General features: G+C 44.9%; 11 protein-coding genes. 4 read left to right on the top strand and 7 right to left on the bottom strand.

Annotated features, from left to right (window positions below; all coding sequences use genetic code 11):
* Positions 1-29: 29 nt before the first annotated feature.
* The 7 genes from B158_RS0106740 to B158_RS0106710 all read right to left on the bottom strand — a co-directional run bounded on the left by B158_RS0106740 (position 30) and on the right by B158_RS0106710 (position 10,476).
* Positions 30-1,046 (bottom strand): hypothetical protein, encoded by a 1,017-nt coding sequence (locus B158_RS0106740; RefSeq protein ID WP_018624602.1) that lies wholly within the window; start codon positions 1,044-1,046, stop codon positions 30-32.
* Between the two features lie 108 nt (positions 1,047-1,154).
* On the bottom strand, positions 1,155-2,258 hold the full coding sequence (locus tag B158_RS13450) for a hypothetical protein (protein WP_018624601.1): 1,104 nt from the start codon (positions 2,256-2,258) through the stop codon (positions 1,155-1,157).
* A gap of 43 nt (positions 2,259-2,301) precedes the next feature.
* On the bottom strand, positions 2,302-3,516 hold the full coding sequence (gene prpF / locus B158_RS0106730) for a 2-methylaconitate cis-trans isomerase PrpF (protein WP_018624600.1): 1,215 nt from the start codon (positions 3,514-3,516) through the stop codon (positions 2,302-2,304).
* A gap of 60 nt (positions 3,517-3,576) precedes the next feature.
* Positions 3,577-6,165, bottom strand: a complete 2,589-nt coding sequence (gene acnD / locus B158_RS0106725; RefSeq protein ID WP_018624599.1) for a Fe/S-dependent 2-methylisocitrate dehydratase AcnD — start codon at positions 6,163-6,165, stop codon at positions 3,577-3,579.
* Between the two features lie 390 nt (positions 6,166-6,555).
* Positions 6,556-7,695: a bifunctional 2-methylcitrate synthase/citrate synthase gene (gene prpC / locus B158_RS0106720; protein WP_018624598.1), complete on the bottom strand. Its 1,140-nt coding sequence runs from the start codon at positions 7,693-7,695 to the stop codon at positions 6,556-6,558.
* A 19-nt stretch (positions 7,696-7,714) separates the two neighbouring features.
* The gene (prpB, locus tag B158_RS0106715; RefSeq protein ID WP_018624597.1) at positions 7,715-8,599 is read right to left on the bottom strand and encodes a methylisocitrate lyase; all 885 of its coding nucleotides are present in this window, start codon (positions 8,597-8,599) and stop codon (positions 7,715-7,717) included.
* Positions 8,600-8,970: 371 nt separating this feature from the next.
* A complete protein-coding gene (locus tag B158_RS0106710) occupies positions 8,971-10,476 on the bottom strand; it encodes a fumarate hydratase (protein ID WP_018624596.1) in 1,506 nt (501 codons plus the stop codon).
* Positions 10,477-10,655: 179 nt separating this feature from the next.
* Here B158_RS0106710 and pabB point away from each other — a divergent pair, with 179 nt between their 5' ends.
* From pabB to B158_RS0106690, 4 genes are all read left to right on the top strand, one after another.
* Positions 10,656-12,074, top strand: coding sequence for an aminodeoxychorismate synthase component I (pabB, locus tag B158_RS0106705; RefSeq protein WP_018624595.1), 1,419 nt, complete (start codon positions 10,656-10,658; stop codon positions 12,072-12,074).
* Positions 12,067-12,630, top strand: a complete 564-nt coding sequence (locus B158_RS0106700; protein WP_018624594.1) for a CoA pyrophosphatase — start codon at positions 12,067-12,069, stop codon at positions 12,628-12,630. The genes pabB and B158_RS0106700 overlap by 8 nt, the downstream gene beginning before the upstream one ends.
* A 130-nt stretch (positions 12,631-12,760) precedes the next feature.
* Positions 12,761-14,134, top strand: coding sequence for an L-serine ammonia-lyase (locus B158_RS0106695; protein WP_026309284.1), 1,374 nt, complete (start codon positions 12,761-12,763; stop codon positions 14,132-14,134).
* Positions 14,135-14,275: 141 nt separating this feature from the next.
* Positions 14,276-15,172: a TIGR01777 family oxidoreductase gene (locus tag B158_RS0106690; protein ID WP_018624592.1), complete on the top strand. Its 897-nt coding sequence runs from the start codon at positions 14,276-14,278 to the stop codon at positions 15,170-15,172.

Below are 15,172 nucleotides of genomic sequence, written 5' to 3'. Positions count from 1 at the left end.
AATGCAAATATGACTTGCCAATCAATACCTTATTGCTTTGCAGGCGGTTCGATGAGGATTCGTTTCTCTTCTATGCTACCCTTGCCATAGTTATATCGTGTAATAACCAGTTCAAACTGTTCATTATCATTGGTGTCTTTAAGCTTTGTATCAAAGTCATAATAGGCTTGTTGATCGGGGAGCAATAAACCAAACCAGCCAAGGTCCTGTATTTTTGGACCATCGTATTGTATCTCCCCATTTAAACTGACAATACGATTGTTTTGACGATTATTGTAATGCAGTACTGCTGTTGGAGTGCCATAGTTACTGACATGCACAATGAAAAACTTTTCACCCATGCCATCAATATCGATATTTTTCTCTAGGGCTTTGCCATCACAGTTAAGCTGATACAGACTGATTTTTCTTGCTCGAATATAGCCCCAGTTATTTGCTCGTACAATGACAGAACCATTAGCATCTTGTAGGGCGTAATCAAAGTTTGTTGATAAAGGATATTCGTCGCTGTAACTGGTTTTAAAATACTTATCATTAAAAGCTTTGAGATCAATCGTGCATTGCTGATTGGTTGCTTTTTCAGTCAGAACTAAGGTTTCAGGGCAAGTGTGTAACTTATAGTGTGTGGTTTCCATTCGTTTAAATGGAAGTTTGGATGCTTCATGGGCCTCTTCCTGGCACTGGGTTCTAACCCCATACCCTGACCAGAACCTAGACATTGGGCTATCATACTGGTGATTCTTTAGCTCTTCTGCCGTTATAGACCGACCGGGTTCAGAAGTCGCTGTAATTTTATCAAGGTCCTCGTTCAGTTGAAGCGTAACTTTAATTTCACTGACCGCAAGCTTTTTGGTGCCAGTGTTTCCGTGTATGCCAGGTCGATAGAATGATCTTATCAACTCATCACGAACCGTTAACTGATAACGGTTGTCGCCGACATGATAGTAATCTGAGCCACTGACTGTTCTATAGTGTCCAACGTCTCCAGTCGGTAGCACTTCGCAACCCGTTACTGCCAAAATAATAAATAGTAAATACCGTTTCATTATTATATTCCTTTGTAAGGTATCTTATTGTAATAACGATAATTAAAAACAATCACCGGGTACTCTGACCCAGCCTTCCATTAGGACACGTGCGCTACGGCTCATATATTATTTGCTTATCTTGGCATAAAAATAACTACCTAAATCAGACCATATGTCCGGGTCATCGCCCAATACTTTAATATGAAAAACATAAAGTCCATCTTTTGGAAAAGTAAATTCATAAGCCCGCGAACAAGAAAAGTCGCTACCATTAACAGAAACACCAAAAGCATATGCAGAATTATATGAAGGATCTTCCAAACACATCGAGTCATATCCAATCTCACCCCCTGATGAGATTCGAATGTTAATAGTTTCACCTTCTGCTGCATTGTAAGCATAGAAATTAAAAAACGAGTCTAAAACTAGATCGTTCACATTATCCCCAAATAAAAATTTTCTGGGATTACTTGGGGTTCCACCTTTACCATTTGCTTCTTTAAGTTCTACTCCACTCTGACCAACAATGTCCGCGTAAAAATATCCTCCTAATGGATAGGAGTAATTCCCATCAGGGTAATCAATATGAATGATTTTTTCTCCGCTAACATCCTGCGTGTATGCCAATGTATACCCACAAGTGCTTGTAGTATCTATAATTCTAATCCCACCATTATAATTAGATGACATAGCTAGGCACGCATCGACAACACTAGAATTAAACTCTAGTGGAGAATGACGTGATTCTAAAGTGCTGGATAAATATAAACGTTCACCTTCAGATAAGCTTACAGAAAAATAGTTGCTATCAGAGTCCACATTAATATTATTCTTCTTATCAAAAGATAATGGTATGGGCTTGTTAATGGTTCCACCTTCATTTCTTGGAAGCCGTGTGAAAGTAGCCAAAACATGGCAATCGGATGTAACTGTTACTGTATAAATGAATGTTTGCTCAACCACGTCACCGGTTAAATTACCTTCACAACCAGTAACCTTACTTAACTCGTAGTCCTCATAACCGCGAATTGAGATCGTTATAATCTCACCTTCCACTCCCAATCGAGCATCTGAAATCTCTCCTCCTCCTACTACCTCGGTGGTAATTTTATATTTAGTTACAGGCTCAGGAGTTATGTCCTTAGAATTATCTTTACTTTTACAAGCAGACAAAAAAAATACAACACTTAGAATTAATGCTGTCCATTTGTAAACATTTTGGTATTTCATATTATATCCCTTTGTATAAATTTTTATGCTTTGTATAAACTTATTAGAATTGTATTTGAGGTACTCTGACCCAGCCTTCCATGAGGACTCGTGCGCTACGGCTCATGATGACTTTCTTAGCGACCCAGTCGTTGCCCTGCTTTTCGGTTTCAGCACCCACTTTAAGCGTCCCAGAGGGATGTCCAAACGTTACCCCTTGGCGTTCACCTCCACCTGCGGCTAAATTAACGAGCGTTCCTGGAATGGTTGCCGCGGTGGCGATTGCAACTGCTGCTGTGCCCATCATGGCGTGATGCAGTTTGCCCATGGATAAAGCACGAACATTAAGATCGATATCGCTGGCGTTGATTTGTTTACCGCTTGAGGAAACATAATCAGCAGGCGGGGCCACAAAGGCAACTTTAGGTGTGTGCTGACGATTAGCGGCTTCTTCGATGTCTTTGATTAAGCCCATCTTGACGGCACCATGCGCTCGTATCACTTCAAACATGGAAAGTGCATGACCATCACTATTGATGGCTTCCTGTAACTCGGTACCGTTGTATGTTGTGCCATTAAAATCAATATCACTAGCGTTAAGAAAAATCGTTGGAATACCGGCGTTAATCATGGTCGCTTTTAAAGTCCCCAGTCCGGGAACTTCCAAATCATCCACTAGATTACCCGTTGGGAACATGGAGCCCTCACCATCGGCTGGATCCATAAACTCCACTTTGACTTCCGCCGCAGGGAAAGTAACACCATCCAATTCAAAGTCGCCTGTTTCCTGAACCTCGCCATTAGTAATTGGAACGTGGGCAACAATCGTTTTTTCGATATTGGCCTGCCAGATGCGGACCACGGCAACGCCATTGTCAGGGATACGGCTTGAGTCAACCAAACCACTGGTTATGGCGAATGAACCCACTGCTGCGGTTAAATTACCGCAGTTGCCACTCCAGTCGACGAAAGGCTTATCGATAGACACCTGTCCAAACAGATAGTCAACGTCGTGATCCGGTTTGCTGCTTTTGGAAAGAATGACGGTTTTGCTGGTGCTGGAGGTGGCACCGCCCATACCGTCTGTTTGCTTGCCGTAGGGATCAGGACTGCCAATCACACGAAGTAACAGGTTATCGCGAGCCTGCCCCGGAACCTGTGCTGCTTCGGGTAAGTCAGTCAGGTTAAAGAATACGCCTTTACTGGTGCCGCCACGCATGTAGGTGGCAGGGATTCTGATCTGAGGGGAATGAGTCTGTGGAGGAAACTGTTTTGACATAGTTTTGCCTTTTATTAATCAAAAATCCCCACTTTCGTGGGGATGATTTTCTATTTGATTTTAGCTCGCTGCCAGGAAGTCCTGTGCGAAACGCTGTAACACACCACCTGCTGAGTAAATCGATACTTCTTCAGCAGTATCCAAGCGACACTTAACCGGTATTTCAACTCGCTCGCCATCTTTACGGTGCATAATGACCATCAAATTTGCACCTGGGCTGATTTCGCCTTCAACATCAAAAGTTTCAGTACCGTCGATGGCATAGGTTTTGCGAGTATCGCCATTGACGAACTCGACCGGCAATACGCCCATACCGATTAGGTTGGTGCGGTGGATACGCTCGAAACCTTCAGCGACAATCACTTCGACACCAGCAAGACGCACGCCTTTTGCTGCCCAGTCACGCGATGAGCCCTGACCATAGTCTGCACCCGCAATAATAATCAGCGGTTGCTTGCGTTCCATGTAGGTTTCAATAGTTTCCCACATGCGCATTTCTTTGCCTTCTGGCTCAAGACGCGCCAAGGAACCTTGTTTTACCGAACCGTCTTCATTGCGAACCATTTCGTTCAACAATTTAGGATTAGCAAAGGTTGCGCGTTGCGCAGTTAGATGGTCACCACGGTGAGTCGCATAAGAGTTGTAGTCTTCTTCCGGCAAGCCCATTTTGTCGAGGTATGCGCCTGCTGCGCTCGACTTTTGAATCGCGTTCGAAGGTGACAGGTGATCGGTTGTGATGTTGTCGCCTAGCACCGCCAATGGACGCATACCTTTCATGGTACGCTCACCGGCCAATGCGCCTTCCCAATAAGGAGGACGACGAATATAGGTACTCATTGGGCGCCAGTCATACAACGGATTGCTTTTCTCGCCAGTATCTACTTTGACGTTAAACATGGGCTCGTAAACCGCTCGGAATTGCTCCGGTTTAACGTGCTCTTTAATGATAGCATCGACTTCTTCATCACTTGGCCAGATATCTTTTAACGTTACCGGGTTACCGTCTTTATCAGTTCCCAATACATCTTTTTCGATATCAAAACGAATCGTTCCGGCAATTGCATAGGCTACAACTAATGGCGGCGAAGCGAGGAATGCCTGATCAGCGTGTGGATGAATACGACCATCAAAATTACGGTTGCCCGACAGTACTGCCGTCGAGTATAAATCACGTTCTTCAATTTCCTGTTTGATTTTCGGATCCAATGCTCCACTCATGCCGTTACAGGAAGTACAGGCATAACCGACCACACCGAAACCAAGATTTTCAAGCTCAGGAAGCAGTTTAGATTCTTCAAGGTAAAGCGTTACCGCTTTTGAACCAGGTGCTAAAGAGGTTTTAACCCATGGCTTACGCGTTAAGCCAAGTTTGTTGGCGTTACGGGCAATCAAACCGGCGGCAATCATGTTGCGTGGGTTACTGGTATTGGTACAGCTGGTGATCGCTGCGATGATACAGGCACCATCAGGCATTTTGCCTTCTTCAGTTTCAATGTGCTTGGCAATACCTTTGCTGGCCAAGTCTGAAGTAGACACTCGCGCATGAGGATTTGAAGGACCTGCAATATTTCGGCCAACAGATGACAGGTCAAATGTTAATACACGCTCATATTCAGCGCCTGTCAGGCTATCCGCCCATAGACCTGTTTGCTTGGCATAGGTCTCAACTAATTTAACGTTGTCGTCATCGCGCCCCGTCAACTTCAAGTAGTCGATGGTTTGCTGATCGATATAGAACATGGCTGCTGTGGCGCCAAACTCTGGAGTCATGTTGGAAATGGTTGCGCGGTCGCCTAACGTGAGATGCGAAGCACCTTCGCCAAAGAACTCTAAGTAAGAAGATACGACACGTTCATTACGCAAGAATTCAGTAATCGCCAATACGATATCGGTACTGGTGATACCTGGCTGCGGTTTGCCTTTTAGTTCTACACCAATAATGTCAGGAAGACGCATGTATGAAGCACGTCCAAGCATGACACTCTCGGCTTCCAAACCACCCACACCTACTGCGATAACGCCCAGTGCATCGACCATTGGCGTATGGCTGTCGGTACCAACCAGAGTATCAGGGAAAGCGACGCCATCACGCGACTGAATCACTGGCGACATACGCTCAAGGTTAATCTGGTGCATGATGCCGTTGCCTGGTGGTACAACATTGACGTTTTCAAACGCGGTTTTACACCAGTTAATAAAGTGAAAACGATCTTCATTACGACGTTCTTCAATGGCACGGTTTTTTTCGAAAGCATCTTTTTCAAAACCGGCATGCTCAACCGCTAATGAATGGTCAACGATCAACTGAGTTGGAACCACAGGATTGACTTTAGATGGGTCACCGCCCTTTTCAGCAATCGCATCACGCAAGCCGGCCAAATCCACAAACGCAGTCTGCCCTAGAATATCGTGGCACACGACGCGTGCAGGAAACCAAGGAAAATCCAGATCACGCTTACGCTCAATGATTTGCTTAAGAGAGTCAGTCAGTGATTCAGGATCACAACGACGCACCAGGTTTTCAGCAAGTACTTTTGAGGTGTAAGGAAGTTTATCGTAGGCACCGGGTTGAATGGCTTCAACCGCTTCACGCGTATCGAAGTAATCTAAGTTAGTGCCTTCAAGTTTCTTTCTGTAATTTGTGTTCATAAGTTTCCACACGACTGTGTTTGATGGATTTGGTTGAAATATCTACTACTTTAATCATAGCTGTCATTCCCGCTACGGCGGGAATCTATTTTCCGGCTCTATGGACTCCCGCCTTCGCGGGAATGACATGTTTGTTTTAATTACTCCTAAAAAATTTATTCGGAGAAATCACAAAGAGCAGATCCTGATTTTCATCAGGATGACAAACCTATTAGTTATGTCTTACATTTTAAAATGAATTTTTAGCAGTAAGGCTAAAAAACATTAAGACTTAATAAATGGTGTTGTGAAGGCGGCAAAAGCTAGCGAAAAACCGGAGGTTACCTAAAAGGTAATTGAGGATTTTGAGCTAGCTTTTAACAAACTTCACGATACCAGAGATTAAGTCGATTAGCGTTTGTCGATTGGAACGAATTTTTTGTTCTCCGGCCCCGTGTAGTTAGCACTCGGACGAATAATCTTGCCATCAACACGCTGTTCCATCACATGCGCTGACCAACCGGTAATACGCGAGATCACGAAGATTGGCGTGAACATGGCGGTTGGGATGCCCATTTTGTTGTATGACACCGCTGAGAACCAATCTAGATTAGGGAACATTTTCTTTTCGTCCCACATGACTTGTTCTAGGCGTTCTGCAACGTCATACAATTTCATGTCGCCCTGCTCTTCTGACAATTCTTTAGCAACTTTCTTAATCACTTCGTTACGAGGATCAGACACGGTATAAACCGGGTGGCCGAAACCGATAACGATTTCTTTACGCGCCAAACGCTCTTTGATGTCAGTTTCAGCATGGTCTGCGCTGTCATAACGCATCTGGATATCCAATGCGACTTCGTTAGCACCACCGTGCTTTGGACCACGTAGAGCGCCGATACCGCCACAAATCGCTGAGTACATGTCTGACCCTGTACCTGTGATGACGCGGCTGGTGAACGTTGATGCGTTGAACTCATGCTCTGCGTATAAGTTCAATGAGATCTGCATGGCGCGAACCCAAGAGTCTGGGCATGGCTCGCCGTGTAACAAATGAAGGAAATGACCGGCGATTGACTCTTCATCAGTTTCCAGATCAATGGCTACACCGTTATGCGAGAAGTGATACCAGTACAACAACATGGATGGGAAAGACGCTAATAAACGATCAGCAATATCTTTTGCTTCATTCATTGGCTGGCTTTCACGCTCGGGCAATACAGTACCCAACATTGAACAACCCGTACGCAATACATCCATTGGATGAGCATTGGCTGGAATTAATTCCAAGGCGTCCTGAACCAAAGCAGGAAGGCCACGAAGCGCTTTTAATTTACGCTTATAGTTTGCAAGCTCAGCCTTGTTTGGCAATTTACCGTGTATCAATAAGTGGGCAACTTCTTCAAACTCACAGTTTTCAGCTAAATCTAGAATGTCGTAACCGCGGTAATGTAAGTCATTACCAGTACGGCCAACGGTACAAAGTGCGGTATTTCCTGCCGCTACACCAGACAGTGCTACGGATTTTTTTGGTTTTGGTAAATCTGACATGGTTAACTCCTAGTCTGTTTTATTTATTTTTGGCTTTTTCTTGCGCGAATAATTCATCGAGCTTTTGCTCGTATTCGTGGTAGCCAAGATAATCGTATAATTCTTCACGGGTTTGCATGATATCGATCACATCACGCTGATGTCCTTTTGCTAAAACATCTTTATAGAATGTTTCAGCACCTTTATTCATGGCACGGTAAGCACCACAACAATATAAAACGATATCAACGCCAACACCTGCTAATTCTTCGCATGAGAACAAAGGTGTCGCACCGAACTCGGTAATGTTTGCCAGGAATGGAACATTGACGTGCTTACGGAAAGTTTCATAATCTTCCAATGAGCGCATAGCTTCTGGGAAAATCATATCTGCACCCGCTTCAATACAGGCATTGGCACGGTCGATTGCAGACTGCATGCCTTCTACCGCTAATGCATCGGTACGCGCCATGATAACGAAGTTCTCATCAGTTCGTGCATCGACTGCTGATTTTACGCGGTCGACCATTTCCTGCTGACTGACGATTTCTTTATTTGGACGGTGACCACAACGCTTAGTCGCAACCTGGTCTTCCATATGGAAACCGGCGGCACCCGCTTTGATTAAAGCGCGAGTGGTACGTGCAATATTAAATGCACCACCAAAGCCAGTGTCGATATCGACCATTAATGGCAACGAACAAACGTCAGTGATTCGGCGAATATCAACCAGCAAGTCTTCAGCGGTTGAGATACCTAGATCTGGCATACCTAATGAATTGGCAGCAACACCACCACCAGATAGGTAGATTGCTTTGTGACCAATTTTTTCAGCCATACGCGCTGTGTATGCTGTAATGGTTCCCATCAATTGTAGCGGATGGTTTTCTTCGACCGCTTTACGAAATTTTAAACCTGCACTCATAATTTAAACCTTATTGTTTCTTGTGGTGCTTCACGAAGCACCTAACTTTTTACTCAAAGAGCAGATTCTGAATTACCCAAGGGCATTCCCGTTGGTCACAGTTCAGAATGACTGCTTGAGTGGCTTGTGCGTCACGACGCACCCTACGTTCTTGTCATTCCCGCGAAGGCGGGAATCTATTTCTTTTAAGAGCTCGTGGATTCCCACCTTCGCGGGAATGACACTTTTAAATTCACACTGAACTCATTGGCGTAGCGAGCGAGGGAAAGACAAGGCGTAAAATAAAATTTAAGTGCGGATTTTACTAGTCGTAAATGACAAACTTAAATTTTATTTTTAACGCAGTATTTCCAAGCGCAGTAGCCAATTCGTTAGCTCGCTAACTTAACCTTCCACACTGCCGGCCCAGTCTTGTGGACGCTTTCACCTTCAGAATCTACAGCTACGGTCACGGGCATATCTTTGACGTCGAATTCATAAACCGCTTCCATGCCCAATTCAGGGAAGGCGACGACTTTTGAATCTTTAATCGCTTTAGAAACCAGATAAGCAGCACCACCAACCGCCATTAAATACACTGACTTGTGCTTCTTGATAGCTTCAATCGCTTCATCACCGCGCTCTGCTTTTCCGATCATGCCAAGCAAGCCAGTTTTGTCGAGCATCATTTCAGTGAATTTATCCATGCGCGTGGCAGTTGTTGGGCCTGCTGGGCCTACCGCTTCATCACGAACCGCATCGACCGGCCCAACGTAATAAATAAAGCGATTGGTAAAATCCAGACCTTCTGGCAAACCTTCGCCTGAATCGAGTAAATCTTTAATTTTCTTATGCGCAGCATCACGGCCTGTTAAAATTTTGCCGTTCAGCAAAAGAACCTGACCTGGTTTCCAGCTGGCCACTTCTTCAGGCGTGATGTTATTCATGTCTACACGCTTAGCATCTGCCGCAGCTTCGTATTCCATGTCCGGCCAGTCTTCAATAGATGGTGGGGTTAGCATAGCAGGCCCAGTACCATCTAATGTGAAATGAATATGACGAGTTGCCGCACAGTTAGGAATCATCGCAACCGGCTTAGAGGCTGCGTGTGTTGGCCAATCTTTGATTTTGACATCAAGCACTGTGGTAACACCGCCAAGACCCTGCGCACCGATACCAAGTTTATTGACGGCTTCATAGATCTCGATACGCAACTCTTCTACGCGATTGCTTGGGCCACGCTTCAGCAACTCCTGCATATCGATAGGATCCATCAAGGATTCTTTGGCCAGTACCATGGCTTTTTCAGCAGTACCGCCAACACCAATACCCAACATACCAGGAGGACACCAGCCCGCACCCATCTTTGGAACAGTCTCTACAACCCAGTCAACAATCGAGTCACTTGGGTTAAGCATGACAAATTTAGATTTATTTTCAGAACCACCGCCTTTGGCCGCACAGGTTACTTCGACCTTGTCGCCTTTAACCATTTCAACATGTACTACCGCCGGCGTGTTGTCTTTTGAATTGAGTCGCTTGCCAGCCGGATCCATTAATACCGAAGCACGCAATGGGTTATCTGGGTTCAGGTAAGCGCGACGAACACCTTCGTCGACCATTTCCTGAATGGTCATGCCGCCTTCAAAACGCGCATCCATACCCACTTTCACAAAAGCACAGGCAATACCCGTATCCTGGCACACAGGACGATGGCCCATGGCAGACATACGAGAATTGACCAGAATCTGTTTCATGGCATCTTTAGCCGCAGGGCTTTCTTCTTTTTCGTAGGCTGCGGTTAAGGCCTGGATAAAATCTTTAGGGTGGTAATAGGAAATGTATTGAAAGGCATCAGCAACACTTGCAATAAAGTCTTCTGCTTTAATGGTGGCCATTAAGTCTCTCCCGTGGACGGCTCAGTCAGAATGAGTAAATTTGTGCTTCGCTATACAAGAAGCAAACAAACCTCTAAAATCGGCAGAACATTATACAGGCTGGCAATGGCGTTTCCCAAATTTTGGACGCTAATTATTCAGATTTAGCCGTCAATTTGACTCTTTTTTAATCTATCTGCATGAAAAACACACAAAACACAGCTCAGTTTGTTGAATTTCCTTACCGTGACCCTTCAGCCCTACGCGACCTTTTCTCTTGGTTTGCAGACGAGCCCTGGGCGCTCCTGCTGGACAGTGGAAAAACCATCCATCAGGCAGCCAGGTTTGACCTGATATTGGCACGCCCACGCGCCATGATTTGCTTTAGCGATGGCCACACTGAGATTACCGGGCTGGACATTAAGCCATGTCATAAACCCTTTGAAGATTTACGTCAATTTTATCAGGCGGGACTTAAAGACTATCTTCCTTTACCAAAGGAGCTTTCACGCCTTCCTTTTCATGGCGGTATCGCTGGCTATTGCAGCTATGATCTTGGTCGTTATGTTGAAAAGCTGCCAACTATCGCAGAAAAAGATATCCAGCTGCCTGAAATGGCCTTTGGCCTTTATGAATGGGGCTTTATTAGCGATCACGAGCAGCAGAAATGCTACCTGATTAAATATTCGGATTATTGCGACAGCTATTGGCAGGATATTGTTCGTGAGTTTGAAAAGTATTACGAACAATCAGCCAATACGCGCTTTGAGCCATTTCAGTTATCCAATGGCTGGCAATCGAACATGAGTCAGCAGGACTATATTGAACGCTTCCAGAAAGTACACGACTATATTCACGCAGGCGACTGTTACCAGGTTAATCTGGCACAGCGCTTTAAAGCACCTTATTCAGGCCACCCATGGAATGCCTACCTCAAATTAACAGAACATAACCAGGCACCTTTTTCTGCTTACATGAATCTTGAGCAACAACAGATACTGTCGGTGTCTCCCGAGCGATTCATACAGGTAGAAAAACAGAAAAACAAAAGCCATGTAATCACGCAACCAATAAAAGGCACCCGCCCTCGCTCCAAGGATCCGATTGAAGATGAGCGTTTATCAGATGAATTACAAAGCAGTATCAAGGATCGTGCCGAGAATTTGATGATTGTTGACTTGCTGCGCAATGACATTGGCCGCAGTGCTGCAACAGGCTCAGTTAAAGTTACTAAACTGTTTGAGTTGCAATCCTTTACCTCAGTTCACCATCTGGTTAGTACCATTGAAGCCGATCTGGCTCAAGATAAGGATGCCATTGAGCTTTTAAAATACTGCTTCCCGGGTGGATCTATAACTGGCGCACCTAAAGTCCGCTCTATGGAAGTGATTGAAGAACTGGAACCACACCGCCGTAGTATCTATTGCGGCTCAGTGCTGTATTATGACTTTAGAGGCATGTTGGATTCTAATATCGCAATCCGCACCCTGGTTACCGAAAATGGTTCGATTTATGCCTGGGGTGGCGGAGGTCTGGTCGCCGATTCCGAGGCAGCAAATGAATACCAGGAAACACTACATAAATTGAGTAAGATCCTACCCGTTCTTAAAGATGATTAAACTGATTGATATAGAACAAGCATTAGCGCGCGCTAACGAGATTTCACCAAAAGAAACCACACTGAGACCCAGCGCGGTTCTGGTTCCCGTTGTGGAACGAGAACAGGGTCTGCAGCTTTTATTGACCCAGCGTACGGACCATCTGCGCCACCATGCTGGCCAGATTAGCTTCCCTGGCGGACGCATGGATAAAACCGATAAGGATCTGATTCATACAGCCCTGCGTGAAACACATGAAGAAGTGGGTATTCCTGATCAGTTAATTAATGTGCTAGGAAAACTGCCATTGCAACCGACCATTTCCGGATTCATGATTCAGCCTGTAGTGGCACATATTCAGGAGCATTACGAAATGCGCCTGTGTGAAGATGAAGTTGCAGATGCCTTTGAAGTCCCGCTGGATTTTGTCCTGGATCCGGCTAACCAGAATCACTCCTATCGTGATTATAGAGGTAAGCGCTACTCGGTTTATTCAATTCCTTATCAGGAGCGCAATATTTGGGGAGCTACCGCAAATATTATTGTTCAATTTTCGAAGCTTATTCAAACCCTATAACCCCCCCAACCTTTATCAATAACTTTCATTCATAACCTCAGCTGGTCTGATTAGCTAGCCATAGCAACTCAATGCTAGAGCGAGTACAATCGGGCTATTAATTTCGTAATAAACTTTTTGAGGTTTCTCCTTGGCAATTAGCGTTTTTGACATGTTCAGCATTGGTATCGGCCCATCCAGTTCACACACGGTAGGCCCAATGCGTGCGGCGCATCGGTTTATAGAGTTTTTGACTGAAAAAGATCTATTAAACTCTATCAGCAGAGTTAAAGCAGAACTTTATGGCTCACTTGGCGCAACCGGTAAAGGTCACGGGTCTGATAAAGCGGTTATGATTGGTCTTGAAGGTCACCTGCCAGAAGAGGTCGATCCGGACATTATTCCCGCCCGTTTAGAAACCATCCGTAGCGAAAAAAAGATAAAGTTGAACGGTACAACAGAACTCAAATTTAACGAAGAAAAAGATCTGGTAATGCATCGAAGAAAGTCATTACCGCGTCATTCAAATGGCATGATCTTTTTAGCCTTTGATAAAGACGGTAATGAGATTGCCAAGAAAACCTATTACTCAGTTGGTGGCGGTTTCGTAGTCAATGAAGATGTTGATGCTGACACGCCGATCATGGAAGACGATACCAAGGTTAAATATCCATTCACAACTGCAGCAGAGCTCATCCAAACCTGTAAAGATGAAGGCATCTGTATTTCCACATTGATGCTGGAAAATGAAAAATCTTGGCGGAGCGAAGAAGAAGTTAAAGCAAAACTATTAGAAATTTGGCACGTTATGGAAGACTGCATCAAGCGTGGATGTAATCGTGAAGGTATTTTACCAGGGGGGTTAAAAGTTAAACGTCGCGCCCCAGGTATTTATCGCAAATTAAAATCCGATTCAAATGAAAACGATGTGTTACGAGCCATGGACTGGGTTGATCTCTATGCGTTGGCTGTAAATGAAGAAAATGCAGCAGGTGGTCGCGTCGTTACCGCTCCAACCAATGGCGCGGCAGGGATCATTCCCGCGGTTCTTTTTTACTTCATGCGCTTTCATCAGAACGCGGATGAAAAAGCCGTTATTCGCTTCCTTTTAACAGCTGGAGCGATTGGTATTCTGTACAAATTAAACGCTTCCATTTCCGGTGCAGAGGTTGGTTGTCAGGGCGAAGTCGGAGTTGCCTGTTCTATGGCTGCTGGAGCACTGACCGAAATCATGGGCGGCAGTCCACAGCAAGTCGAAAACGCTGCTGAAATTGGTATGGAACATAACCTGGGCCTAACCTGCGATCCGGTTGGCGGCCTTGTGCAAGTTCCTTGTATTGAACGAAATGCCATGGCATCTGTAAAAGCCATTAACGCTGCCAGATTAGCTCTACGTGGTGATGGTGAGCATAAAGTGTCACTGGATAAAGTGATTAAAACCATGTGGGATACCGGCATGGATATGCGTGATAAATATAAAGAAACTGCTCGCGGTGGTTTAGCGGTTCATATTATTGAGTGTTAACTTTGTTTTAGGGCGATCCTGAGATCGCCCAGCTCCTACCTTCCGCGCCATCCCTCTAAATAGAATTCTGTAACCCTTCACTTTCTTTGCACAATCAGGTTGCTATACTGGAATAGTGTTTATTGGGACGTGAGGGAACTTATGCAAACGGTTTTAATTACGGGTGGTACAGGTTTTATTGGTCGTAATTTAATTCCTTTATTACAGAAGGAAAATTACAAGATTATCGTTATCAGTAGAACTCCTTCTAAATACGAAGATGATTTCTTTTTCAAGCACATTGAACTGGTGGAAGATTTTAATCAAGTTCAGCATGCTGATATCGTCATTAACCTGGCAGGTGCCAATTTATCTGCGAAGCGTTGGTCACCCCAGTATAAACAGGAAATTGTTAATAGCCGTCTGGAAGTGACCCATAAGTTAATTGACTGGATGTCACAACAGAAGCACAAACCTCATACCCTCATCAGTGGCTCAGCGATTGGCTATTACGGTGCACGAGGTAATGAAACACTCGATGAAAGTTCTACTTCAGGTAGTGCATCCGAATTTCAGGTTCGACTGTGTTCGCAATGGGAAGATGCTGCCTACCGGGCTGAAGGTTTAGGCGTTCGAGTATGTTGTATTCGCACCGGTGTGGTCCTGGGCGATGAAGGAGCGCTCCCACAAATGTCTCTACCCTTTAAATTTGGGGTGGGTGGCAAGCTGGGCTCTGGTAATCAGTATTTCTCCTGGGTTCATATTAACGACCATGTGCGTGCAGTTATGCACTTGATTGACAATAAAGGTTTGCAAGGCTCTTTTAACTTAACCGCACCCCATCCAGTCACTAACGAAGTTCTGACAAAAACGCTTGGCAAGGTACTAAGTCGCCCTACTTTTATGACAGTTCCAGGGTTCGCCCTGAAGCTAACTGTTGGTGAAATGGCTAAAATATTACTGACAGGCCAGAGAGTGGTTCCGAAAAAGCTGGAAGAGTCCGGGTTTGAATTTAAGTACCCTGAATTGGAACAGGCATTGACCGAGATTTTAAAATAA

Origin of the sequence: Kangiella aquimarina DSM 16071, from assembly GCF_000374105.1 — a bacterium.
In the GTDB taxonomy this organism is placed as follows: domain Bacteria; phylum Pseudomonadota; class Gammaproteobacteria; order Enterobacterales; family Kangiellaceae; genus Kangiella; species Kangiella aquimarina.
The sequence above is the reverse complement of the archived record's forward strand: the minus strand, read 5'-3'. Positions and strand labels throughout refer to the sequence as shown.

Bases quoted from the DNA above. Each gene is read 5' to 3' on its own strand.
- B158_RS0106690 (WP_018624592.1), top strand. From the start codon at position 14,276: ATGCAAACGGTTTTAATTACGGGTGGTACAGGTTTTATTGGTCGTAAT.
- prpC (WP_018624598.1), bottom strand. From the start codon at position 7,695: ATGTCAGATTTACCAAAACCAAAAAAATCCGTAGCACTGTCTGGTGTA.
- acnD (WP_018624599.1), bottom strand. From the start codon at position 6,165: ATGAACACAAATTACAGAAAGAAACTTGAAGGCACTAACTTAGATTAC.
- prpF (WP_018624600.1), bottom strand. From the start codon at position 3,516: ATGTCAAAACAGTTTCCTCCACAGACTCATTCCCCTCAGATCAGAATC.
- pabB (WP_018624595.1), top strand. From the start codon at position 10,656: ATGAAAAACACACAAAACACAGCTCAGTTTGTTGAATTTCCTTACCGT.
- B158_RS13450 (WP_018624601.1), bottom strand. From the start codon at position 2,258: ATGAAATACCAAAATGTTTACAAATGGACAGCATTAATTCTAAGTGTT.
- prpB (WP_018624597.1), bottom strand. From the start codon at position 8,599: ATGAGTGCAGGTTTAAAATTTCGTAAAGCGGTCGAAGAAAACCATCCG.
- B158_RS0106700 (WP_018624594.1), top strand. From the start codon at position 12,067: ATGATTAAACTGATTGATATAGAACAAGCATTAGCGCGCGCTAACGAG.
- B158_RS0106710 (WP_018624596.1), bottom strand. From the start codon at position 10,476: ATGGCCACCATTAAAGCAGAAGACTTTATTGCAAGTGTTGCTGATGCC.
- B158_RS0106740 (WP_018624602.1), bottom strand. From the start codon at position 1,046: ATGAAACGGTATTTACTATTTATTATTTTGGCAGTAACGGGTTGCGAA.